General features: G+C 52.5%; 19 protein-coding genes and 1 tRNA gene. 16 read left to right on the plus strand and 4 right to left on the minus strand.

The window, feature by feature from the left end; genetic code table 11:
- The first annotated feature begins 46 nt into the window (after window positions 1–46).
- From QZ310_RS05760 to QZ310_RS05830, 15 genes are all read left to right on the plus strand, one after another.
- A complete protein-coding gene (locus tag QZ310_RS05760) occupies window positions 47–2,629 on the plus strand; it encodes a hypothetical protein (protein ID WP_297071331.1) in 2,583 nt (860 codons plus the stop codon).
- Window positions 2,630–2,641: 12 nt separating this feature from the next.
- Window positions 2,642–3,172: a hypothetical protein gene (locus QZ310_RS05765; RefSeq protein ID WP_297071332.1), complete on the plus strand. Its 531-nt coding sequence runs from the start codon at window positions 2,642–2,644 to the stop codon at window positions 3,170–3,172.
- Window positions 3,173–3,176: 4 nt separating this feature from the next.
- A complete protein-coding gene (locus tag QZ310_RS05770) occupies window positions 3,177–3,377 on the plus strand; it encodes a hypothetical protein (RefSeq protein ID WP_297071334.1) in 201 nt (66 codons plus the stop codon).
- Between the two features lie 17 nt (window positions 3,378–3,394).
- Entirely contained in the window at window positions 3,395–3,673 is a 279-nt protein-coding gene (locus QZ310_RS05775) for a hypothetical protein (protein WP_297071336.1), read from the plus strand.
- A 14-nt stretch (window positions 3,674–3,687) separates the two neighbouring features.
- Window positions 3,688–6,804, plus strand: coding sequence for a hypothetical protein (locus tag QZ310_RS05780; protein WP_297071338.1), 3,117 nt, complete (start codon window positions 3,688–3,690; stop codon window positions 6,802–6,804).
- Window positions 6,805–6,946: 142 nt separating this feature from the next.
- The gene (locus QZ310_RS05785) at window positions 6,947–9,568 is read left to right on the plus strand and encodes an Ig-like domain-containing protein (RefSeq protein ID WP_297071340.1); all 2,622 of its coding nucleotides are present in this window, start codon (window positions 6,947–6,949) and stop codon (window positions 9,566–9,568) included.
- Between the two features lie 337 nt (window positions 9,569–9,905).
- Window positions 9,906–10,472 (plus strand): DUF4376 domain-containing protein, encoded by a 567-nt coding sequence (locus QZ310_RS05790; RefSeq protein WP_297071342.1) that lies wholly within the window; start codon window positions 9,906–9,908, stop codon window positions 10,470–10,472.
- Window positions 10,469–10,750: a hypothetical protein gene (locus tag QZ310_RS05795; protein WP_297071344.1), complete on the plus strand. Its 282-nt coding sequence runs from the start codon at window positions 10,469–10,471 to the stop codon at window positions 10,748–10,750. The genes QZ310_RS05790 and QZ310_RS05795 overlap by 4 nt, the downstream gene beginning before the upstream one ends.
- A 105-nt stretch (window positions 10,751–10,855) precedes the next feature.
- The gene (locus QZ310_RS05800) at window positions 10,856–11,143 is read left to right on the plus strand and encodes a hypothetical protein (RefSeq protein WP_297071346.1); all 288 of its coding nucleotides are present in this window, start codon (window positions 10,856–10,858) and stop codon (window positions 11,141–11,143) included.
- The gene (locus QZ310_RS05805) at window positions 11,140–11,595 is read left to right on the plus strand and encodes a D-Ala-D-Ala carboxypeptidase family metallohydrolase (RefSeq protein ID WP_297071348.1); all 456 of its coding nucleotides are present in this window, start codon (window positions 11,140–11,142) and stop codon (window positions 11,593–11,595) included. Before QZ310_RS05800 ends, QZ310_RS05805 begins: the two co-directional genes overlap by 4 nt.
- On the plus strand, window positions 11,592–12,116 hold the full coding sequence (locus QZ310_RS05810; RefSeq protein ID WP_297071350.1) for a hypothetical protein: 525 nt from the start codon (window positions 11,592–11,594) through the stop codon (window positions 12,114–12,116). The genes QZ310_RS05805 and QZ310_RS05810 overlap by 4 nt, the downstream gene beginning before the upstream one ends.
- A gap of 112 nt (window positions 12,117–12,228) precedes the next feature.
- The gene (locus tag QZ310_RS05815; RefSeq protein ID WP_297071352.1) at window positions 12,229–16,407 is read left to right on the plus strand and encodes a phage tail tape measure protein; all 4,179 of its coding nucleotides are present in this window, start codon (window positions 12,229–12,231) and stop codon (window positions 16,405–16,407) included.
- 70 nt (window positions 16,408–16,477) lie between these two features.
- On the plus strand, window positions 16,478–18,583 hold the full coding sequence (locus QZ310_RS05820) for a hypothetical protein (protein WP_297071354.1): 2,106 nt from the start codon (window positions 16,478–16,480) through the stop codon (window positions 18,581–18,583).
- A 297-nt stretch (window positions 18,584–18,880) separates the two neighbouring features.
- Complete coding sequence (locus QZ310_RS05825) at window positions 18,881–19,069, plus strand: hypothetical protein (RefSeq protein ID WP_297071356.1); 189 nt, start codon at window positions 18,881–18,883, stop codon at window positions 19,067–19,069.
- 59 nt (window positions 19,070–19,128) lie between these two features.
- Window positions 19,129–19,344 carry a hypothetical protein gene (locus tag QZ310_RS05830; RefSeq protein ID WP_297071358.1) on the plus strand — a complete coding sequence of 72 codons (216 nt, stop codon included), beginning with the start codon at window positions 19,129–19,131 and terminating at the stop codon, window positions 19,342–19,344.
- A gap of 80 nt (window positions 19,345–19,424) precedes the next feature.
- Here QZ310_RS05830 and QZ310_RS05835 read toward each other — a convergent pair whose 3' ends face one another.
- The 4 genes from QZ310_RS05835 to QZ310_RS05850 all read right to left on the minus strand — a co-directional run bounded on the left by QZ310_RS05835 (window position 19,425) and on the right by QZ310_RS05850 (window position 23,044).
- Window positions 19,425–20,048, minus strand: a complete 624-nt coding sequence (locus QZ310_RS05835) for a tyrosine-type recombinase/integrase (protein ID WP_297071360.1) — start codon at window positions 20,046–20,048, stop codon at window positions 19,425–19,427.
- 675 nt (window positions 20,049–20,723) lie between these two features.
- Window positions 20,724–20,810: transfer RNA gene (locus QZ310_RS05840), tRNA-Ser, on the minus strand.
- 144 nt (window positions 20,811–20,954) lie between these two features.
- Window positions 20,955–21,815, minus strand: coding sequence for a hypothetical protein (locus QZ310_RS05845; RefSeq protein ID WP_297071362.1), 861 nt, complete (start codon window positions 21,813–21,815; stop codon window positions 20,955–20,957).
- 278 nt (window positions 21,816–22,093) lie between these two features.
- The gene (locus QZ310_RS05850) at window positions 22,094–23,044 is read right to left on the minus strand and encodes a glutaminase (RefSeq protein WP_297071364.1); all 951 of its coding nucleotides are present in this window, start codon (window positions 23,042–23,044) and stop codon (window positions 22,094–22,096) included.
- A gap of 268 nt (window positions 23,045–23,312) precedes the next feature.
- Here QZ310_RS05850 and QZ310_RS05855 point away from each other — a divergent pair, with 268 nt between their 5' ends.
- Window positions 23,313–23,762, plus strand: a complete 450-nt coding sequence (locus QZ310_RS05855; protein ID WP_297071366.1) for a PepSY-like domain-containing protein — start codon at window positions 23,313–23,315, stop codon at window positions 23,760–23,762.
- Window positions 23,763–23,777 lie beyond the last annotated feature (15 nt).

The raw sequence follows: 23,777 nt of genomic DNA on the forward strand, positions 1-23,777 counted from the left end.
CACTGTCTCCGGCGATTCTATTTTTGCATTGCTTTAATTTCTTTCCATGCCAGATATTAAGAATCTATTACAACAGGCCACCGTTATCCGTGACGAGAAGAAGATAATGGCCAACACGGCTAACCGTGTGGGTTCTCTTCTTGTCGACATCGTGAAGGCCCTTGACCTTCCCGGTGAGTACCTCTCCCGCCTGAAAGACGACACCGCCGAGGGGTTGATTACCTTCCTTAAGGGCTTGGTTGCCGAGGGGCTTGCGAAGCTCGACGGGGGCGCGACTTTCGGTGAATTTATCAAGGGCTTTTCGGGGTCTTCCATCGATAGCGGAGGGAACGCCGAGGTTGAGAGCATGGTGTCGAGGTCGTACCTTAAGGTGATGGAGGTGATATATAACCGCCTCAATACCATCGAGGGGCGGACGGCATTCGCCGATTCTGGGACGATAGAGGTTGTGGAGCCCCTGTCGGAGACCCGCGCAGTGCTTTACATGAGGAAGCGTTGGGATGGTGATATGACTCCTTTCCAGCCCGGAGACATAGTATATGGTTATGTAAATAACCTTGATGCCACGGATGGACCTTCGGCATACGAGGTGTGGGCATGGATCGAACGCGTCGACCATGCGGCCAATACGCTCATCATCTCATATTATCCCGACAACGAGGTCCCTTCAGGTATCAATCACAGGATGGGTTCCGGTATGGTCATCGCACGTCGTGGCAACAATGTAGAGGCCTCCCGGGAGACGTATATCAATCCGGACTACAGTGCGGTGGTGATACGGGATGCCGACGGTTTCCGTAATGTGAGGCAGGATTCGTTCTACATATCCTGTGAGGATGGCAATATTGTCGGCCTTACAGGAGTCAACAGGCCTATCCTTGATCGCGGCAACTACGGTACAGTGCTGGGGCGCTTGCCGGACGGTCTTCTGGATCCGGTGACCTCGGAGCTTGTGAACCGTTACCAGCCGTATCTCTTTGCGCGGGGCATAGTGGTGCAGGACCTCATACGGATTGACTACCATGGTACCGTCAGGCGTGAGGCCAACTACAGGGGCGCATGGGTCAGGGAGGTCGCCATGAATCCTGATACCTGCTACCGCAGTACCAAGACTTCTTATGACACCGTGACATGGGACGGATCCTTGTGGCAGTGCCTGTATGACGGTACGTCCGACGAACCGGGAACAACAGGTGCATGGTTGAGGATGACCGGCGATGCGGGTACAGAGATATGGACGCTCATGCCTTCCGCCTCTACTGTGACGCTGCATGAGGACGGGACGGCCACTCCGGAAAGCCTCATGTGTGTTGCCGTCCGTCACGATGCGGGAGGGGATGCCGTCTTCACTGACAGCTACGGGCTTTGGGAAGAGGGGATGAAACTCTACTACTCTCCGGACGGGAAGGATTTCACGGACGGCAGCGGTCAGGGTGGAGACAGTACCGGAGGAAATTACGGGAGTCTTCCGGACTACGGAAACCTGCGTGAGTTCGTGACCGGGAGCGCGGAGCCAATCGAGACAGAGGATGGTGAGCCAATCGAGACGGAGGACGGAACCGTGGATACCGTGCTTACTGTGGGTGGGGATAATATCGACACCTCGACGCTCGGCAATAAGGTTGTGTTCTATCTGGTGCGCGACAGTGACAGGACGGTAGTCGCCCATGCTGTTGTCGGTGTGGTAAGGGACGGTCCGCGCGGTGAGGCCGGAATTGCAGGGCAGATGGTCTATCCAGCGGGGGTGTATGACAGGGAGTCGCTGTATATCTCGACTGACGGGACGACCCCTGTGGTGGAGTACGGCGGCAGCTACTATGTACTGCGCCGGGGGTGGACCTACCGTGGGACTGACATGCCTAAAGATCGCCAGACTCCGGCGGGGGACGTGGCCTATGCGACTGAGGATTATCCGCAGCGCTGGGAGCGGTTCGACAGCTTCAAGGCGGTCTTTGCTGATGTCCTCATGGCTAATTTCGGAAAGCTCGGGAGTGCCGTTTTCTTCGGGGACTGGATGTTCTCTCAGCAGGGTACCCTCATACTTGAGGACGGCAGCAGACAGGGTGGCAGTACTGAGTACAGGCATTTCGCGGACGGGAGCTTCGAACCGAACTTCTCTGTGAATCTCCGCACAGGAGAGATAAGGGCCATGTCGGGTATCTTCTCCGGCTATCTCAAGACCGAGTTCAAGCGTCTGGATCTTTCCGATGTTGAGACTGTAGAGCCGAAAGTGGCAGGCAGTAACCGCGCCTACAGGATCCGCAAGGATGTCACACTCATGTCCTACGGCTATGCCGGGACTACAGAAATAGTGCTGCCGAAGGATATATCCTATGCCGGAACGAGGGTCACGATATGTGACTATTCGAACTACTCGCGCAATTCCGGCAGTACCCTTGTACTGTCGGAGGGCCGTGGGATACAGGGTGTGGGCCGCGAGCTGCTGCCGGACCAGGATGTCCTGTACAGAGGGGCGCAGGGAATATCTTTTACAAACGGGGTTGCTGAATTTGTCGGCGTGAGCGAGGATTTCAGCGGTGACTGGTCCGGAGAAGGGGAGCCGGAGTGTGTATGGTTCCTTGTCAATGTGTCCGGTTCCTCAAAAAACGCCCATAATCCTATCAGTTAAAATTTTTCAAACATGAAAATATCAGAACTTGACCCGATTTCCCGGCTGCACAGCGCAATGCTCATTCCCGTGTCAATTGCCGGAAAGACCGTAAATATAAGCTTAGGTCAGGTAGAGGCTTATCTGCCACCTCCACTTGTAAGATTCCTCGGTATACGCGGGGCTACGGCAAATGTGACATACGCATCCGGAGCTTCGCCTCTTGCCACAGAGGCCATCTATGATAGTGTGACCGACCGGTTTTATGCCCTTGCCGAGACTTCTCCGGAAGGAGCATCAGTCTACTATGAAGACTGGGAAGGATATGCGGATTTCTATACTGAGGAAGGTGCAATCCGGGATGACCGTCTGTATCTTTGCGATGACGGGCTTTATGAGTGGAAGGACGGGGAGCTTTCAGCTGTTGGCCCCGGTATCTCTGTGCTCAGGCATCTTTCGCTCCTTACCCCGGTCCGCTGCGAGGACGAGGATGACCTGAAAGCGAAGGTCGCCTCGGGTGATTATGCCGTCGGGCAGCAGTTCTACATACCTGAGGAGGACTGATGCTATGGCCATATATTCCGGCAATACAAAACATTCGGTCCGGGCGGTGCTCGCTGCCTCCGGACTCATCCGCGTGGCCTCGCTCTGGATCATGACAGCTTCCGGCAAGGCTGTGCAGCTCTATTCGGCTGTCCGGGCCTGTTACGCGGCCATACGCTGGCGGTATGAGAAGCCGTGGACATATAAGGATAAATGGAAATATTAACCTCAAAAACATAATTCATGAATATTGGAACTGACAAATTCGCGCACACAGGCATCTCAGCGATGCTGGTGGCCATGTTATCGGTCATCCTCGTAATCCAGGATGCGGCCCCTTCGTGGGACTATCTCCTGTTCTCGTTCATCGTGGCGGTCGTGGTGTTCATCTTCGGGCTGTTCAAGGAGTACGTCATCGATGACAAGCCTGACAGGGGCGACATCATAGCCGATGCCATCGGTTGCCTCGCCATCCCGCTTGCCGTGCTCGCAGGCACCCTCTTCTCAATATTGTCACACTGAACACACGTTGACAGATGGCAGAGTTCGACAATTTCATACAGAGCGAAATCAAAGACTTCGGCGAAGACTGGCGCGAGCATAACGGCGCGGAGGTGCAGAAGTTCATAGAGCGGTTGCTCTCGGACTTCAAGGCGAAGATCGAGGCTCACGGGGGCAATAAGGTGGGGTGCATAGAGCAGTATCCGGGCGAGGACGGGCAGATATACATCCGCGTGTTCGCCGACGATGAATCCAAGGAAAAGTGGGAGGCGGACCCTACGGCCAACGCCAAGCTCCTGTTAGGACAGATCAGCTTCAAGGTGAGCGATGCCGGAGGCGACGAGTACACGCTTGCCACGCGCATAACCCGCCTTCCGGTATCTCCGGCGGTGAAGGGTTCGGCCAATGAGCTAACCTTCTCCTACAACTCCTACTATGGCGGAGACCCTACCAATCTCGATACCGAGAACGGCATGGCCACCGTTAGCGTCAACGGAACGGAGATCGCGGCTCTGGGCCTCACGCTCCGTCCCGGCAACGACTATACCCTTGACCTCGGCCCCTACCTCAATGCCGAGCAGAACAGCGTCACGCTTACCGTGGCCAACGCCCACGGCAAGCGAAGGACCTTCAGTATGACGGTACAGACTGTGGAACTGAGCATCGGTTTTGGCGGAAGCTTCGACGAGACAGTTCTAAGGGCTTCCGATTGGGAACTCCCTGTGCTCTGCAACGGCGTGGAGGCGCAGGTGCATCTGGCCATCGACGGCACGGAGCGGGCGACTGCATCGGTCCATAACTCCTCGGTGACGTTCCGCGTCGACAGCGACGGGGCGCTCAACGCCGGGGCGCACACCCTTGAGGTGTATGCTGAGAACGCGGCCTTCGGTCTGCGCACCCCCACTATCACCGCAGCCTTCATCAAAGGCGGTCTCTACGTTCCTACAATCTGCATAGGCAAGGACGCTGATACCGAGGCGAAGCTATACGCCACGGCTTCCGTCCCTTACTTCTTCCATTACCCCACGGCCACGACAGGCACGGAGGTTAGGATAACAGCCCGTATACTCGGTGCAGATGGAGGGGTGCTACGCAGCGGCATAAGCCAGACAGTGTTCATGCCGAAGGATGGCGAGAGCGGATTGCAGACGCTGCATATCGCACTCAGCGAGGCTTCCTATCTCCAAAGCGGCAACATACGCGTGGAGCTGACATGCGGCACCGCCACGGCCACGCACCCCATACGCATCACTGACCCCGGTGTCAACCTCTCTCCGGCTGCTGAATGTAAGATTCATCTTGCGGCTGCCGGACGCAGCAATGCGGATTCCGACGCTCAGAACTGGAGCAGCGAATACCAGGGACAGACGACTTGCACTGTGGAGCGGTCGGCGAACTTCCGTCTGTCCGGAGGCGCGGGCTTCACGGGAAGTTCCTTCCTGATACCCGCGGGACGTAAAATAACCCTACTTGGTTCACTGCCATTCTCACGTGACTTCGGGGCCAACGCCGCTGATGTTGGCAACCGCACAGGCAAGACAATCGAATTTGAATTTGCCACGCGCAACTGCACGGACTCCTCAGCCAAGGTTATCGAATGCCTCAACGGCGCGACAGGCTTCACCATCAACGCCGACGGCATGGAGCTGCACACCACTGCGGGAAGCGTCCGCACGATATGGGACGACGAGACCCGTCTGCGCGTGGGCATAGTGATCGAGGGTACTACCCGCCACTGCGTCAACAAGACAGTGAGCGGGCAGACCGAGCTGGACGCCAATATAGCGTACATATACGTCAACGGTGTGCCGGTGCGCATCATGGACTATCAGCGTGCCTCCTGGAAGCAGGGCGCACCGCAGGATATAGTGATAGGCTCGGACGAGTGCGATGTGGAGCTGTACTCGGTGCGCGTCTACGACAAGGCCCTCTCCACGGCGCAGATGATAGGCAACTACGCCTATGACACCCCGGACGCCGACGAGAAGATAGCCATCGCCCGGCGCAACGACATACTCAACTCCTATGGTGAGGTCGACTTCGCTAAGGTGCGTGAGGCCCTGCCGGACACTCCCTACAAGATTTGGGAAATTGCCACCATGCCCACCGGAAAGAAGGACTGGCAGAAGGCGTCGACGGAGTTCGTTAACCCGGGGTGGAACCCCTCGGAGGACAATCTGGCCAACGCATCGTTCGTATGCACGGACCATGACATAGCCCTCGACGGTACATCGTCCCTGAGTTATCCGGATCCATACAAGAACTGGGCTAACAAATACGGAAAGGGACGGTGGAGCGTCACCGTAGGCGACAAGCTTATTACCATAACCGGATATTCCATCACGGACGGCATCGACGGGGAGGAGACGGAGTTTGTCGACAAAGTTAACTTCGCATCCTCGGAAGGCATCTTCAACATCCTCGCGGCCAATGCCTATCAGCACATACTATTAGGCGTGGCCAATTCCTACCCTTCTATACTCACGCCCATGCAGGCCTCCCAACAGTCGGTAGGCGACATTACCTACCGCCAGAGCCTGTCGGGTTATCCGGAAGTAGGATGGCTACGCGAGTACACCAACGGCGTGCCGACGGTGCGCTTCCTCTCGGTCTACAACTTCGTCAACAACAAGTACAGCGGAAGCCCCTACGGGGCCACCGTGGCCAACGGCACGGAAATGTGGGAGGTGGAGGACAACATCAACTTCTTTATGGAGAACTGCCTCGAAGGTGAATGGAAGGACGGGGCGTGGTCGGACCTGCTATCCACGCTCTACTATGCCCGCTACCCGAAGGAAACGGATGGAGCAGACACCGGCAAAGCCTCCAATGCCGAGGGTGTGGCCGCCGCCAACTCACAGAGCCGCCACCTGCGCGCCTTCCATAACTTCATACAGGGGTGTAACCCCGCCGTGGCTGACCGCTACAGGGCGAAGAACGGCGAGTACCGTCCCCTTGACACCCCGGTAACATACGGCTCGGTGCGCTACACGCATGACACCCCGGACTACCGCGTGGCCCGCTTCCGCGCCGAGGGTGAACAGTGGCTCGACAAGGCAAGCGCGATGTTTTACTTCCTTTTCTTCGACGCCTTCATAGGCAAGGATTCATTTGACAAGAATATGACCATAACTCTGACTAAAGAAGTATGATTGAGTATAGAGGTTAAAGTATAGAGTATAGATAATGGTTTTGAGTTGTAAGTTTTCAGTTTTTAGAGGCTGACAACTATCAACTCAAAACTGACAACTTACAACTCAAAACTCACAACAGACAACTAAAAAACTGACCAATATGGCTTACAACAATACACTGCCGAATGACGGCTTTATAGCGAGGTTCTTTCAGCGCGACTCCGATACGCTTGCCGGATGGGACAATGTGGGCGTGCTGATGTACAAGATATTCCATGAATGGGGCGACTCCTACGATCCCGCCTCCGGACAGACCGGGCGCATACTCGGCGAGAAGTACGATGCGGCCACTGACTCCTTTGTTCCTGACTGCACCGTGGGTGAGCCTGTGTACAACGGGCGCCTCTCGGGCCTGTGGGAGTGCGTGAGCCGTGCCTGGGGCAGCGACCTCGGGGCCATGTGGCGCGCCATGCGTGCCGCCGGTCTCAACTTCGATTATGTGTGGGGGCTGTATCAGAAGTTCCGCACGCAGTGGTGCGAGGCCCTGTATGCGGCGGACGCGATGGGCTACGCCAACACCGGGCGCTTCGACATGGCCTACGGCGACAAGAGCGAGGCCATGCGCCACATACTCAAAGCTCGCTTCCGCTACCTCGATTCCAAGTACGGGGCCGACACGTCGACACCGTTTGTGATGTCGCTCTCCGGTGCTGGAAAGGGTGTGGCACTGCGCTACTACTGCCCGCTGTACGGTTCGCTCAACTGGGGATCGGCGGCGGCATCGGAGCCACAGCGAGCCATTACCCCGGGCGAGGCTGTATACTTCCCGAGTCCGGGCGTGACGTTCAACGACACCACATTCACCCTCTACAACGCCGACCTGATCACGGAGATAAGCACCTATGCCGAGCAGCCCGACGGCTCGAAGGTGGAGGGTGGATTGCAGGACGTGGCCACCACACTCTATATCCGTACAGGCGAGAACAATCTGCGCCGTCTCAAATCGCTCGTGTTGGACTATTCGGACCGTGCGGCAAACACGTCGCTCGGAAGCAATGTGCTGACTATAGCGAAGAACTCTGTAGCCATGCGCCGTTTCACGGTGCGCAACTGTCCCAACGTCACGGGCGATGCGGAATTCATATCGCAGGTGATTGCAGAGATTGATCTGCGCGGTACGGGGGTCGGCAAGGTTACGGTGCCGGATACGGACACACTCACGGCCATACGCATCAGCAAGCCCCGCGAGCTGCGTTACGAGAACCTCGGAGGACTTGCCGAGCTGACCGTGGAGGACACTTCGGTGTTAACAGCTATGGTGCTGAAAGGCTGCCCCAAGCTGAACTACCGCGGACTGCTGAAGACCGCTCTTGTCGGTGATACCCTTCAGTTGGTGGAACTCGACAATGTGAACTTCACTGACTTCACCGCACGGCAGGTGGAGAAGCTTGCCGACATGGGCGCGAAGCTCACGGGAGCGATAGCCCTTCCGGCATCGGAAAGGATGACGTTCGCCCTCAAGCAGAAATGCCTCAAAGCATGGGGCAACATCGACTCGCCCGATAACCCTCTGCATATAAGCTACAGCAAGGTCACGGTGGACTACGTGCGCATAGCCGGAGCCGGGTACTTGTCCGAGCCGGGCAAGACTTATCGGCTGACGGTTATCTCCGACAACCCCAACGCCAATGACTTCACCTCGATAGAATGGGAGATGGAGGCCAACCCCTACGCCACTATCGACACGGCCACGGGAGTGGTGACGCTCACGTCGGTAGGCACGGAGGAGGCCTCACCTACGGCACAGGTGACAGTGAGGGTGCATCGCACGGACGGCTCTGTACTCGAGAGAAGCACCACGGTAGGATTCTACGCCCGCACGCCGAGGATAGGTGACTACGTCTATGCCGACGGCACAATCAGCAATATCCGCGACGAGAGCAGGACTGTAGTGGCTATATTCTGGCGCGAGCAAACATACAATGGCCGCAAGTACCGCTTCGGTTTCGCCCCTAAAGCGATAAGCGGGAATGTGGCATGGGGCGCGGAAAGACAGTTGAGCGCTATTCCAACATCTGACGTGGACATGACCGACATTCAGGGCATTCCAAACTGTGCGTTTAATGCAGCAGCTCCCGCAGCTGACAAGCTCGTGGACGAGAATCAGTCTGACGGATGGATGGTGTATGCCGAGACTGCATTGCTGCGCAATGGCATGTGTGTGGCCGACACCGATGCGCAAAGCTACAACGAGGGTGACATCATCCCTCTTGGTATGCGCGAGACGTGGAAGATCATCAAGACCCGCAACGAGGTCCTGCGACACGACACCGTGCAGCTCCCACAACCGGTGTCCCACGACGGCACCAGCGAACTCGATGACCTCAAGGCCCTGATAACTGCTGCCGATACGACACCGGGCAATGCTTACCGCTACTACTATCCCGCAGCCTCATACGCATACGCCTACGAGCCTACGGGACTGAAGGAAGGTGAAGTGCTCGCCGACTGCTTCAAGGCGCACAGATGGTTCCTGCCTACTCCGGGAGATATGCAGATGATGCTCTATTCGTTGCTCGAGAAGGACGCTGACGCATACGTCTCGGCGGTGGCTAACGGTGACATCGCTTTGTCAGGATACGCACACACTACCGGAGAACATAGTGGCGCAGGCGCTTGCTATAAAGTCAACACAACTAATAGAAAAATCTATGATGCTCAGTACAATAATTATTTCAAATCAAATGTTAACACATCGTCTTATGTAATGGTGGTATTCTAAAATTCCACCATTACATACACATGGGTACTTCCTTGGCTTGTTACATTTTTGGTATGTTTGAATGTTTCATAAGAATAAGAGATATATCTCCCGGAAGTGGAGACTCGATAGCAAACGGACGCATTACTATGCTCTCCGGATATGGGTTAGAATACGACTAATGGCAAAACACTGATTACAGTTCCAAATCGGCTATAGAAAGCCTTCGTGTTTGCCTCATAAGAATTTGAAACAACGGCTCGATCTACCAAACCGACCTTATAACAGATAGCACCATATTCTCCGGACATACTCAAATTTAAGCCAATTATTAACTACCATAATCTGTTTAAAATCAATGAAAACAACAGCAAAGCAAACAGGCGTATACTACGGAATGTATGTCTACGCCATCGAGGCCGATAACGGTCAGCGTGTAGAGCTGCCCCCTTCGGTTGAACCGACCATCGAGGGACTTGCCGGACTGCTCGACAGCGACAAGGAATGGGGAACGGATGCTGACCGCGCAATCGTGGAAACCCACCTCACGGCACTCATGCGCGAGGCGAAGCTGAAGGAAATTGAAGCATACGACTCCAGTCTGGCTGTCAACTCGTTCAGCCTCGACGGCATGGACGTATGGCTCGACTTCGAGCTGAGGAGCAAGCTACGCTCCCGTTTGCCGGTGGAAGAGGCTGCTGGGCGCGACACCACTACGCTATGGCTCGGTACTCATTCCTTCACTCTGCCCGTGAAGCTCGCCTCTGCATTGCTCGCAAGGATTGAACTTTATGCGGCGGACTGCTTCGACGTTACCTCCGCCCATAAAGCCGCGGTGGAGGCTCTTGACACCCGCGAGGCCATCGAGGCATACGATCACACTACCGGTTATCCCGAACGGCTCACCGTAAGCACGCAGCAATGAGCCGGGGTTGCGGATGTGAGCGCGGTGTGCTGAGATACATAAAGCCTCCATACGCGCGATTGTTCTATCCGGCATGTTGCATCCACGATGATGATTATGACCGTGGAGGCGACAATGAAACAAGGAAAACTGCTGACCGCCGTCTATTCCGCAACTGCATGAAGATAGCCACCGGCTTGCAGTTCTCACCATGGAAATCCACATGGCTGACGCTCATCGCACTGCTATACTACGTCTCGGTAAGGATCTTTGGCCGGTTCTATTTCCATGCCGTCTGACGGACAACATGGAAAGCCCCCGCGCATCGCTGCACGAGGGTCCTGAATCTAAGCTTTGAATTTGCAACGCAAAATTAGTAATAACCAATCAGAACAGCAAAAGAAATGAAACATTTGAAAGAGGAATTCGACAAGCTGACCATTAAGGATGTGCTTGTCTATTCGCTGGCCATCGTCAGCATCGTGGCGGCGTTCGTGCTTCTGTTCCTCGGACTGTTCATCCCTCCCGAAGGTGAAATCCATGATTCAGTCCTCACGGCCTACGGACTCACATTGCTGTTTGTCGGGTCGTTGCTCGGCATATCAATGCGCATCGAGAGCGAACTCAACAAATTCAAATCATCCATCACAGAGCGTGTCGACGCTCTCACAAGAAAGGAGGCAACCGCATGAAGTATTTCACCATCACTGAGCTTTGCAAGAGCGCAAGGGCTCAGGAACTGAAGATTGACAACACCCCGACACCGGGCATCCGGCAGAACCTTGAACGTCTCGTGGCCAACATCCTCGACCCTCTGAGGGAGGCGTGGGGCGGACCGATTGACACGTCGTCGGGCTACCGCTGTCCCAAGCTCAATGCTGTCACCCCGAACGCCTCGAAGACATCGCAGCATGTCACCGGTCAGGCAGCGGACATCCGTATCTTCAAACGTGACGCCAACGGACATTATATCCTCGACAAGAAAGGCAACGGCATCGTCGACGTGGCAGCCAACCGCAGACTCTTCCAGAAGATTCAGGAAATGGGCCTTCCCTTCGACCAGCTCATCGACGAAAGTAACTTCTCGTGGGTGCATGTGAGCTATGACCCGAACCGCATGAGACGGCAGATTCTGAAATTATGACGACACGGAACAACACTCCAATCATCGGCGCAGTCGGGTGGCTGCTCAGCTGCGCCCTCCTGATGCTCATGGCGCTTGTGGCGGTTTCCTGCTCCGCGCAGAAGGACCTCCACGAGACGGCCACCTCGCAGACGCAGGAGGTCGACACCTCGCTCATCGACGAGCGCTCCGACAGGCAGATGGACCGTTGGTGGTGGATGACAGCCACTGGCGACTCACTGCGTGTGAGCTTCCGTGCCGACAGCATCGTGAAGCCCGACGGCACTGTCATCCACAATCCGTCAGCCGGAACCACTGTCTCATCCCCGCAGCTCACCGCCTCCGGAGGCGAACAGTCCACCGCGACCGACAGTCTCCACGCCGAGACATCCCGCTTCATGCAGGCCTCCGACTCCACAGCCATGACCGACAAGCGCGAGTCCGTAGCCGTCACCAAACCACCCGATTATTGGGGATGGCTGACAGTCGGTCTTGTCCTCGCATCAGCAATACTCCTTTGGCTGAAATACCGGAAGGGATAAGCATAGTTAATTATATTAGTTAGAAAAGAAGCAGCCCGATCCGCGACGGACCGGGCTGTCTTTTTTGGGGTGGTGCCGGAGGGGTAATTTCGCAACTTAAAGAGTTTTACCTATGACAAAGGAAGAAGCAGAAGTTACCCTAAAGGTCAATTCGGAACAAGCAAGAAAGGAATTTGAGGCGCTTGAAAATAAAGCGACTCAATTGCGTGCAAAATTTGCTGATGCCTACCGTAAAGGAGACACCAGAGGTATCAAGGAGATTAACGATGAACTCAACAAGGTCAATCGTGAGATGAACCGTATGCGCCTGAATGCTGCAAACATCCGGGCAGCCATGAAACGGCTTGATGAAGCTACTCCAAAAGAGATTCAGAGTACCATTAAGCTCATTAATCAGGAGTTGGGTTCCGGACGCATCAAACGAGGGAGTAAGGAGTGGCAGTACTACACCAATCAGCTTAAATTGGCTCATGCGGAGTTGAAGAAGGTTCAAGCGGAAATGCGTGAGACGGAAGGATTTTTCTCTCGAGCTAACCGCAGGGTCAACGACTGGGCCACTTCTATCGCTGCCGGAGCTGCAGCCTTCGCCGGAGTGACGTTGGCCGGAAAGGCTGCTGTCCAGACTTATGCCGACATGGAGGCCGAAGAGGCCAACGTCAGGAAATACACCGGCATGACTCAGGAAGAGGTCGCAAGTCTGAATGAGGAATTCAAGAAGATGGATACCCGAACCGCCCGAGCGGAACTAAACCGGTTGGCGCAGGAAGCTGGCCGTCTCGGCAAGACTTCAAAGGAAGATGTCCTCGGTTTTGTCAAGGCTTCCAATCAGATAAACGTTGCCCTTGATGAACTCGGTGATGGTGCGACCCTCGAACTCTCAAAGCTTACAAGTATTTTTGGCGATGAGAAGCGATTGGGAACGGAAAAGGCTCTCCTTTCGGTTGGTTCTGTAATCAATGAGCTTTCACAGAACTGCACTGCCGGAGCTTCATATCTCGTGGATTACTCGCAGCGCATGGCCGGTGTAGGCGCTCAGGCCCATCTGACCATACCGCAGATCATGAGCTATGCTGCCGTCCTCGATTCGCAGGGTCAGAATGTGGAGGCTGCAGCAACCGCCATGTCGCAGCTTATAATGAAAATGTATCAGGATCCGGCTAAGATTGCCAAAGCTGCCGGAATGGATGTTAAAGAGTTCTCGGAAATTCTGAAAAAGGATGCCAACGAGGCCCTTCTCACATTACTCAAGACTCTCGGATCGTATGGTGGTATTGAGAAACTCGCTTCAATTTTTGATGAGATGGGAACAGATGGGGCGCGGGCTTCCGCTGCCATCGCTGCGCTTGCCGGTAATGTAGACATGCTCGTGTGGGAACAGGGCGAGGCAAACAAAGCATTCCGGGAAGCTACTTCCGTCACCAAGGAATATGAAGTCCAGAATACTACCGTACAGGCAAAGCTCGATAAGTCTCGTAAGAAGTTTACAGAAATGGCCGTGACTCTCGGTGAAAAGCTGTTGCCGGCAATGACCTACAGCATCTCCGGAACATCAATGCTCATGCAGGTGATGAATGTGCTGGTCAGCTTCTTTGCTTCACATGCCAAGACCATCGGTATTCTCACCGTTGCAATGGGATCATATTGGGTTGCTCTCAAAGCTGCTGCCGCATGGCAGACCATATATAATACCGCTGTGGCTGCAGGTCTTTCAGTTGAAAAAGGATTTTATGCCTCACAATGTCTGTTGAGTGCCGGAATGGCGCTTCTGACCGGAAATACCACTAAAGCGGCCACCGCATGGAAATTGTTCAATACCGCAATAAAGGCAAGTCCCATAGGGCTTGCTGTCAGCGCTATTGCGACAGGCATTACAGTTCTGTCCTCCTGGATCTATAAGAATAGGGAAGCTGCTGAAGAGGAACGCCGCATTGCCTCCGAACGTAAGAAGCGGATGGAGGATTTCAAAAAGGGGCTTACTTCTGTCGGTGCTGCAGCTGCTGAAAATGCCACCAAACAGACTCAGAAGTTAAAGGCCCTCTATGATGCAGCCACCAATGAATATAAGGCCACGAAGAAACGAGAGGAGGCTGCCAAAGCCCTACAGGCCACATTCCCTAACACATTCAGTAATCTCTCCTTGGAGAAAATCATGACCGGAGAGGCTGCCGATGAATACCTCCGTCTTGCCAAAAATATCAAGGAAGTGGCCAAGGCGGAAGCTGCCCGTGACAAGATCCAGTCTAATTATAAGACACAGCTTGATCTGGAGATGGAAAATGAGGACCTCGCTGACTCCCTGCAGGAAAAAGAACGGCAGATGGACGTTCTTGAAAAAAGGATTTCCGGACTCAGATCTGCGGCTAAGGGAAGCTATGGAAAATCTGCTGAACTTAAAGCAGCTAAGGCGACCCATGCTGAATTACTTTCTGAAATATCGGAAATTGATGAGCGTATGGCCGAGAATAAGGATAAGATGAAACTGGTCGACAAGGCTAATGACAAACTTCAGAAGATAGTCGACAAGGCCGTCAAGCCTATCGAAGCCCCCGAAAAGCCTCAGGAATTCGCTGACTTTAAAGGTGAATCCGAACGTGAGCGCAAAGCCCGCGAGAAGGCTGAACGTGAACGGAAGAAGCGTGAACGTGAGGAGACTGCCGAGGAAAAGCGTCTGCTTAAGGAGCATCTGGAGACCGTGAGTACTGCCAGGCATAAGGAAGATGCTCTCAATCTCGCATCCTATACCTCAGGACAAAAGAATTATCTTGAATATACCGAGGCAAAGGCTGTCATCGAGGAGAAATACATTGCCGATTCCCTGAAGGTCCTTGAAGAGCATGGCAAGAAGGATTCTGAAAAGTATGCCAAATTGCTCGAGCAACGCGAGAAGCTTCAGAAGGAGTCATCTGACCGTGTGCGCAAGGCTTCGCTTTTCGATGTCGAGCAGGATCATAAGGGTAATGAGGATAAGATTGTCTCCGATTTCTATGACCCGAACGGCACACTGTTTCAGAATCAGAAGGCCCTCAATCAGCGCCTTCTCGATGAAGATGTCCGTTATCTGACAGCCAAACGCGACCTCTATTCCGAGGGTTCCGACGAATGGATAAAGCTCAATGCCCATATCGAGGATCGCGTTGCCCGGGACAAGCTCGATAAGCAGCGCGAGATGGCGGAAGGTCTTCTCCGATATTCGAAAGAATATCAGGAAATGGATAGGAAATCTCGTGAGGAGGCTGAAATAAAACTTCTGGATAAACTGAAAGAAATGGGGCTAATTTCGGAAATGGCCTATCAGATTGCATTAAGATCTATACGCGAAAAATTCCGTAGTGAAGAAATAGATGCTCGACAGAAGGAGATTGATGATCGTCATGATGTTATCGAGAATGAATTCAATGAGGTCAGAGAAATCATGGCCGGAAGTATGGATCCGTTTGGTAATGCATTGGTCGAGATGGCCATCAGTTGGGCGAAACTTATGGACGATATGAAAAATGAAGGTGAGGGAATGTGGAATTCATTTGGGGATTTTGCAGCTCATACGCTTTCCCTTACCGGAGCCTTGATTTCACAGTACTCGAGCTATGTCGATGCTGAAAGAGATGTTGAGCTTGCTAAGATAGAAAAACGCTATGACAAAGAGATTGAGGCTGCTGGAAACAATACCAAAAAGAAGGAACAACTTGAGAAAGAGAAGGAGCAGAAGATTGCCAAAACAAAAAAGCAATACGCATCCAGGGCTATGAAGTTGGAAATTTCTCAAGCCTTGGCTCAGACTGCAGTCAATGCAATCCTCGGTTATCAAGCTGGCTTAGAGTTCCCATTTCCGGCCAATACTGTTATGCCTCATGTTCTTGCCGGACTCGCTGTGGCGCAGGGTATGATTCAGGTAGCCACCATCCGAAAGCAGCATCAGGCCGAAGCTGCGGGTTATTATTCCGGCGGTTTTACCAAACGTGACCCCGACAACCGTAAGGAGGTGGGTGTGGTCCATGCCAATGAGTTTGTGGCCAACCATAAGGCCGTGGCCAATCCTGCTCTCTCTCCAATCCTCGGTCTCATCGATCATGCGCAGCGCACCAACACCGTCGGTTCCATCACGGCCGACGATGTCAGCAATGCCCTCGGCAAAACCACGGGGGTGAGCGCGAGGGGGGGGAACCGGCCCCGGCTGTCCGCGACAAGGCCATTGCCGAATCCATCGCGGCTCTCTCGGTCGTGTCGGCCGAAAACCGTGCTGTCATCGAGAAGCTTTCCCGTCAGATCGAGGATGGAATCTATACCTCTATGATAATGGACGGTGAGCAAGGCTTCCACCGCAAGTATGTCAAATATCAGAAACTCCTTAACAACCCCAAACGATGATTCAGATTTTTCTCGACGGCCTTCAGGCTGCGGTTCCGGATAAGACCTCAATCAAGTTCACCACGGAGAATCCGTATTTCACCAAGACTTCGTCCTATACCTACGAGATTGAACTGCCGTTGTCAATCAGTGCCAACCGGATGATTTTCGGATGGATCGACCGTCTCGATGTCGACATCTCCACACGCACCATGAGCGCCCGGCTTGTCGTCGACAACCGCACCATCCTTGTCGGTACGGCTCACGTCACTTCGGTTTCGAATACCTCCGTCAAGGTTCAGTTGCTCGGTAGTGAGGCGTCCTACAATTACGGCAACAAAATGGCCGAGACATACATCGACGAGCTTGATCTCGGCGACTGGTTGACCACGACCTTCCCGGATCTGTATCCTGAAGGGACTCGGTTTTCCGGTACGACCGCGCCTATCCTTGCCATCGAGCGGTTCGGACTCGGGAACCGTCCCGGTATTTCCGGAACCGGCTCTTCTTCACCGGATCTTTCGTTGTCTTATCCAATGGGTGCGCAGCCTTGGGTTGCTTTCCCGGTTGTGAATTCCACTGCCGACATCAAGTGTAACGACTTCGCTTTCTATGAGCAGACCGAAGGACGGAGGGATTTCATTATGAAGCTCCGTTCATATTCCGGCACCCGTGAGGCCTCAGGCCGACCCAATGATGACAGTCCTGTAGATTCCTTCGCCGTACAGCCTTATATATGGTTCATGGCCGAGAAGATTGCAGAGGCCACAGGTTTTACTCTCAGCCATGATGACAATTATCTTTTCAAGAACCCTTTTTTCAAAAGAATTTTCATTGCCAATGCCAACAATTGCATCGAGTGCAACAAGTGTCTGCCTCACTGGTCTGTCAATGAATGGTGGACGGAGATAGAGAACACTTTCGGTGTTGTCATGACCGTGGACTATGCCGACATGTCGATGAAGCTGATGAGCCGTAAGGAATATTATATCGACATGGACAGGGAGCGCCGTTTCACATTTGTCAACCGTGTCCTCGATGAATATTCCGTGGAGGTTGACGATGATACGCAAAGCGACATATCAGTTTCCAATGTCGGGTTCTCTGATTTTGAGTATGGTCGGGAGGATCTTTTGTCGGAATTTATCATTAATAATGCCAAATTTTCGGACGGTCATCCTGATGTTTCTTCTTTGCTTGATGCCATAAATGTTGAGTCAAGTGACAGGAAAGAACGCTACCGGGCCACAGTGTTCAGGTGTGATGACGGGAGACAGTTCATTTACTCTCTCGATTGTGGGGCCGATTCGGCCGATCGTCTGGAGAAAGCAGACTCCGGCAGCGGGCTTCCTGATACCAATGGCGGGCGTTTTGAATTCTCGACCGCTTCCGGAAAGGGTGAGGGACTGGCCGAAGTCAACATGTTCCGGCCACGCATTGCTCGTGATGAAAGCGAGGATCTTGATGTGCAGCTCCGTTTTGTCCCGGCGCGCACGGTGTTTGTCGATGCAGACCTTTATCTCAAGTATTCCCGTCATCCCGGAGCTGTAGAGAAGGACACCCCGGTAGCATCCTTTCAGGTCACGGCTATAGAGAGGCCTGATCGTGGAGATATGGAATGGTATAAGGACAAGGCCGGAGATGAAATTGACATCGAGGCTGTCATTGCCGGAAACGAGGACGAACAGTCGGACAGCGAGTCATCAACGGATCTGATCTATATTGCCATTGACAATCCTGAGTTTGATTCGCATGATGTAAATGTCAAGATAGGTGAATCTGAGACCCTGCAACAGAAATTCACCTATCCGCGCGCTATCATCCGTGAAAGGACAATGGGGCTGATAGGTGATGGTGTCAAGGTGACCGACCCCGGTGTCAGCCTCTCGCTTATTCCCATCGAGGGGCAGACGAATCTCGCAAGTGAGACATTGACCGGATCCGTGAGCATCGACACTCTCAACCGCTACTGCATAAAGTTCATAGCCGATGCAATCCCGGATGTCGGCTCGGTGTTCAATATCCGCAACCGTCTCTTCGTCTGCGAAAAAATCGAGGCCGACATCACTGTTGCCGGCCTCGGTAGAATGTTGACAGGGTATTTCTATAAAATCACGTTGTAAAAGCGGATGTGATGATGTATCTTTGCATGAAACTATAACATCTATGTATTATTTTTTTGCACAATCCAAAAACTTGTCGTAAGTTTGCAGTGCTAAAATCTACGAACGACTTAAGTTCCCGTGAGCCTCGGATAAGGCTCGGACATTCTATTCGGGCATTTTTTATGCCCATACATACACACAGCCATACGGCTGTCATATCCAGTACATACTTGGCTCATCGGAGCGTTGTTTGTAGGTTTTAGCGAACGGGATATGACAGCCGTTTTTCTGTCTAAACGCTAAAACCTACAAACGATGAAAAAGAACAGACAGACAGGCCGAGTGGCCTCTGAGAAAGTACGCGGTATCCTCGCGGAACTCGCCGATGCAATCTGCAATGCACAGGACAAGGTCGTCCTCGGCCTTTCCGGCAACACCTTCGAAATCCATCTCGAGGGCGGAACAATCAATATCTCCATCGACATGAAAGGAGGTGCAGCATGACTTACGAAGAAAAGCTCCAAGCCGTGATCGAAGACCCCGTAAAATGTGGCCTTTCACCAATGGCCCCTGTACTGGCCATGTTCCTCATGGACTACCGTCCGATTGTGCCACCTGTCGATGTCGATACGAATATGACATCTCAGGAGATCGCCATGGAACTTGAGGCAAACGTAATACTTGAACGTAACGAAATCACCAAAGTAATGCTCTTCCTTGGTTACAAACTGCATTTCAGTACTGTTCAGGTAAACGATTGGTCGATGCGCCGAATCTAAAGATAACTACCAAAATAGATCACATTTTTTTTACATTTTTATATTGGCAGCTCCGTCGTGATGACGGAGCTGCTTCCGTTTTATAGCTCTCCCTTGAAGTGCTTTGTCTCATCATGGACCGGGAGGTCTCGTCCCTGAAGATATTTGTTGGTAGTGGAAATGTCGGTGTGTCGGGCCTGGTCTCTCGCGATGACAATGCCCATTGCGTTCGCGAGGTCACGGATTCCGGAATCCTTCAGGGAGTAGAACTGGTATTCATCTCCCCAACGGAGCGCCTTGCGCACCTTCAGCCATTGCCTTCGGAATATCTCTCCGCTTGCCTTTGTCCGGCAAGTCCTCATTTTGTCTCCGAAAATGTAACAGTCGCCGTCATGGCTGAAAAGGTCGAGGTCGATCATCATGCGCGCGAGCTCGTCGTTAAGTCCTACCTTGCCGTCGCGCTTGTTCTTGCTGACGGCTGCCGGGATGAAGACACTCTGTTCCTTCAGGTTCACATCGCGGATGCGCACGTTGCTCAGTTCCTCCGGACGTATCATAGTGTAATACTCCATCATGCAGGCGAGGAAGAACAGTGGATTCTTCTCACGCAGATAGCGGGACAACTGGCGGAGCATCTGAGGGGTGAGGGGCTGACGCTTCTTGGCATCCTCCGGAACTTTTTTAATTTTTTCTATTGGATTAGTAGACAGGTAGTCCCTCTCCATAAAAAAAGCGACTAATGCTGAACACCATCCGCGGTAGTTGTTTCTGGTACGACCACCGACTTCTCGGTCTAAATACAACCAATCGAGAAAATCCGAAAAGAAAGAACTGTTAAACTGATACACATAACGTGGTGGTAATATCTGCAAGGCAATATACTCCCGCAGGACATTCAATTTTGAACGATAGTTTTGTCGAGTTTTTAACTTAGGGAATTTATCGATTGATACTTCATATTTATTTAAAGCTTCTTCAACTGAAGTATATCCTCTGTTGTCATCGACATTGACCCATGGCGACCATCCACAACGGAGCTGCTTTGTCAGAGCTTCGATGAGTTCTGCAGCCCGTTTGCGCCGGTCTGTAACCTTTTTGATTGAATCGAGATGATATTTCTTCCGTCTCATTGTCCCCGTCGCGGGGTCAAAGGATGTGAAATCTACATACCATGTTTTTGTGGTGTGGAGTTTTGGATAGGTGAAGCTCAATACTTCACTCTTTGGTGAAAAGTTTTTTCGTGCCGGGCACATTTTTTTTAACATTCTTTGGCAGTTGAAAGAATGTTGCGGTGAATAAATTAACTTTTGTCTCTCCTTACCGATGTCTTACTTTTGTCTGACACCAAAAATTAAAAACCTCCTAATCATTTGATTATGAGGTTTTTAATTTGGATTTTGCGGAAAGACAGGGATTCGAACCCTGGGTTCCCGTAAGGGAACAACGGTTTTCGAGACCGCCCCGATCGACCACTCCGGCATCTTTCCTTTTAGTCGTTATTTTGTTGATTTTTGTTTTCAACGGTGCAAAGGTAGGAAAAATTTTTGAATCATGGCCTACAATCTTCCAAAAAATCTTTACCTCCCGCGCTGAAAACGACTGAAAACCGAAAGCTATAAATGATTCAATCCTCAAAACGGCAATTTTTTTCTTGGAAAAGCATCTATGAAGGACCCCGGTGTGGCATTGTAGATGCTGCATCCACGCGCCTTGGCGTATGCCGCAAGCTGATGGTAGGATTTGAATGCAAGATGGAAACTGAGAAGAATGTCGTGGAGGCGCACGTCGCGATACACCGAGGCAACCCTCTTCTTCTCCTCGGCATTGTCCTTGTAGAAATGTGGCTGGATGCTCACCACCTCATTGTCCTCTGTGACGCTGAGTGTCGTCAGCCAGCCGTGGTCCGCTCCTGTGAGATAGATTTCCTTGAATCCGGCCCTCATGGCGGTCATGATTGCAGGGACAAGCACATTGCGGGGGCGGGGCATTGCAAGTCCGTGGTCATAGAGCATTTTTTCAAGTCCCTCGAAGCCCTCGGCCCCGACGAAATTAAATGTCTCGACCTTGATGTCAGGATTGCTTATGCCAAGACTCGCCGCGCTGTGGCCAACGGGGACATAGAGCGTCATCGGCCACGCGGTTTCCGAGTTCAGGCGTGAGAACAAGCGCTCCACATTTGGGTCGGATTTCCTCCCCTCGAAAAAATGCGGATCGGCCATGAGATAGAAATCCGGCCGAAGTCGGGTGAATTCCTCGGCATTGGCTGCGAAATTCAGAGCCATGGTGACGCTTCCGGCCAATTCATGCAGGTCGGACTTTATCACCTCGCCAAGCGAAGGACCATTGCCCATGATGATCAGCGGTTTCCCTTCAGCGGCAGCCTTTGCTTTACCGATGGAGCAGGGGCGCGATTGGAGGGCGACTTTTATGAGGCTTTTGGCCGATGCTCCGAGCCGCGAGCCGAAATCCGATAGACGGTCTGATGCTTTCATGTCGCAAATTTACGCTTTTCCCACCCATTGCGCAAATTTCCTGCCTGATGATGCTTCCGCTTAAAACAAACGACGACAAAAAAACGAGACCCTCGGCTTCCCGCAGATGGGGATGCCGACGGCCTCGTCGCTAAATGTGTGTCGAGGATTCCTTGCCATGTCCTCACGAGGACTGTATAAAGGAGACTTCCTCAATGTGTGTGATTCAATGCATTAGCGGATAATGTATCGTTGAGCCGGTTGGAAAAGACCGGACGTAGTGTCAAAATTCCTTTCTGTTATTTTTCAAGTTCGATTCTTGCGCTACCGAAAGCATTCAGGTCGAGCTTGTCAGCGATTTCCTTGATGGCACGCGCGGCCTTCATAGGAACACCGGCTTCGTTAAGCTCGGGAGAGAATGCGGCGATTGAGCCGAATCCCGGAATGACGGTGATGAAGCCACCTCCGAAGCCCGACATGGCAGGCACACCGGTGATGATCATCCATGCCTTACCGACATGTTTCGGGCCCTTGGCAGCCATCATGGCACAGATGGTTGCCGAAAGTGAACCGTCAAACGCTACGGCGTTTGTTGCAGGGTTAACACCGTCGGCTGCGATTGTCGCACCCATCTCGGCAAGCTGTTCTGTGGTCACGAGCATCGAGCGCAAACGGTTGTAAAGATTGATTGACAAGGCTGCATCGTCGTAAAGTTCATAGCCTGTCTCGGCAAATGAATTCACAAGATTCTTCTCCTCAACCTTCTTCTGGGTTGCTTCATAGAGGCTGTCGTCAAGCACGGGCGACGAACCCATAAGTTCTATCATGAGGTTGGAGAGGATTTCCATCTTGCCGTCGAAGTCACCGACAGGTTCAACAAGACTTGCTGCGCGGACACCCTTGGCGTGCATACCTTTGACGCGCTGCTGGGGCTCTTCGGGTTTTGTGCCGCAACCGCAGCCACAACCCTTGTGGCCGAGACCCATCTTGCTGACGAGATCCTGGGCCTTCATCTGGGTAAGCAACTGTATGGCTATAGGCAGACGGGAGATTGCACCCATCGCAAACTGAGCCTGGGTATGGCCGACGTCAAACTTCGTTCCGTCTGTCAGGCGGACCGATATGCCGAACATACCTTGGTTCATATCAGCGACTTTCTTGCTGGGTGCGCCTCCGGTATCATTCTTGTGGTTATCGTAAGCTTCTTGAACGGTTGATTTTAAATCTGTAAGTTTGATTTTTCTATCCATAATACTTATTATTTTTTATGGAGCCTGTGTCATTCAATCTTGACATAAACCCATGTTGTTTATTATTAGATTCAGTGTTATAACCCATTTCCGTTCGTTCATGTTGGCTGATTTATGAAAGCTTAGCCTTATTTATCACTTATTAGTGGCGCATATCTCCGGGACGGTCAGAAATGTTATTCCGGCTGCAAATCAACTTTTTCGGGCTAAAAAATGTTTTTAATTCTAAACGAACACAAATTCCAAACCTTTTTCACTTTCTATTTTTATGAAGCGTCACGAAAAACTCATCCTGATTCCTCTCCTGTTCTTTCTAATGATTGTCGGAGCGTGTTCCAACAGCGTATGGGACGAAGTCCCCTCGGCGATTACTTCGTTTATCGAGCAGTATTATCCCGGCAGTGGTGTGAAGTCATATTCACAGAATTCCGACGGCTATAAAGTGAAAATAACCAATGGCGCTTCCCTCGCATTTGACACCGAATATTCATGGACATTCATTGACGGTAACGGTGTCCGCCTCCCGGAAGTCCTTGTCTACAATCAGCTTCCTCCTGCGCTCTACAACTATCTTCAAGGCATCGAGCAGCAGGCCGATGTCTATGCGATGAACCGCGACGCCACATACTATAAACTCACCATGCACGATACCATCATCGTCTACGAAATCGCCACCGGCAAAATCTCTTATCCCGATGGCAAAACCGTCTCTGAGTGACCCAGCCAGCACAGC

Source organism: uncultured Duncaniella sp. (assembly GCF_910577345.1).
In the GTDB taxonomy this organism is placed as follows: domain Bacteria; phylum Bacteroidota; class Bacteroidia; order Bacteroidales; family Muribaculaceae; genus Duncaniella.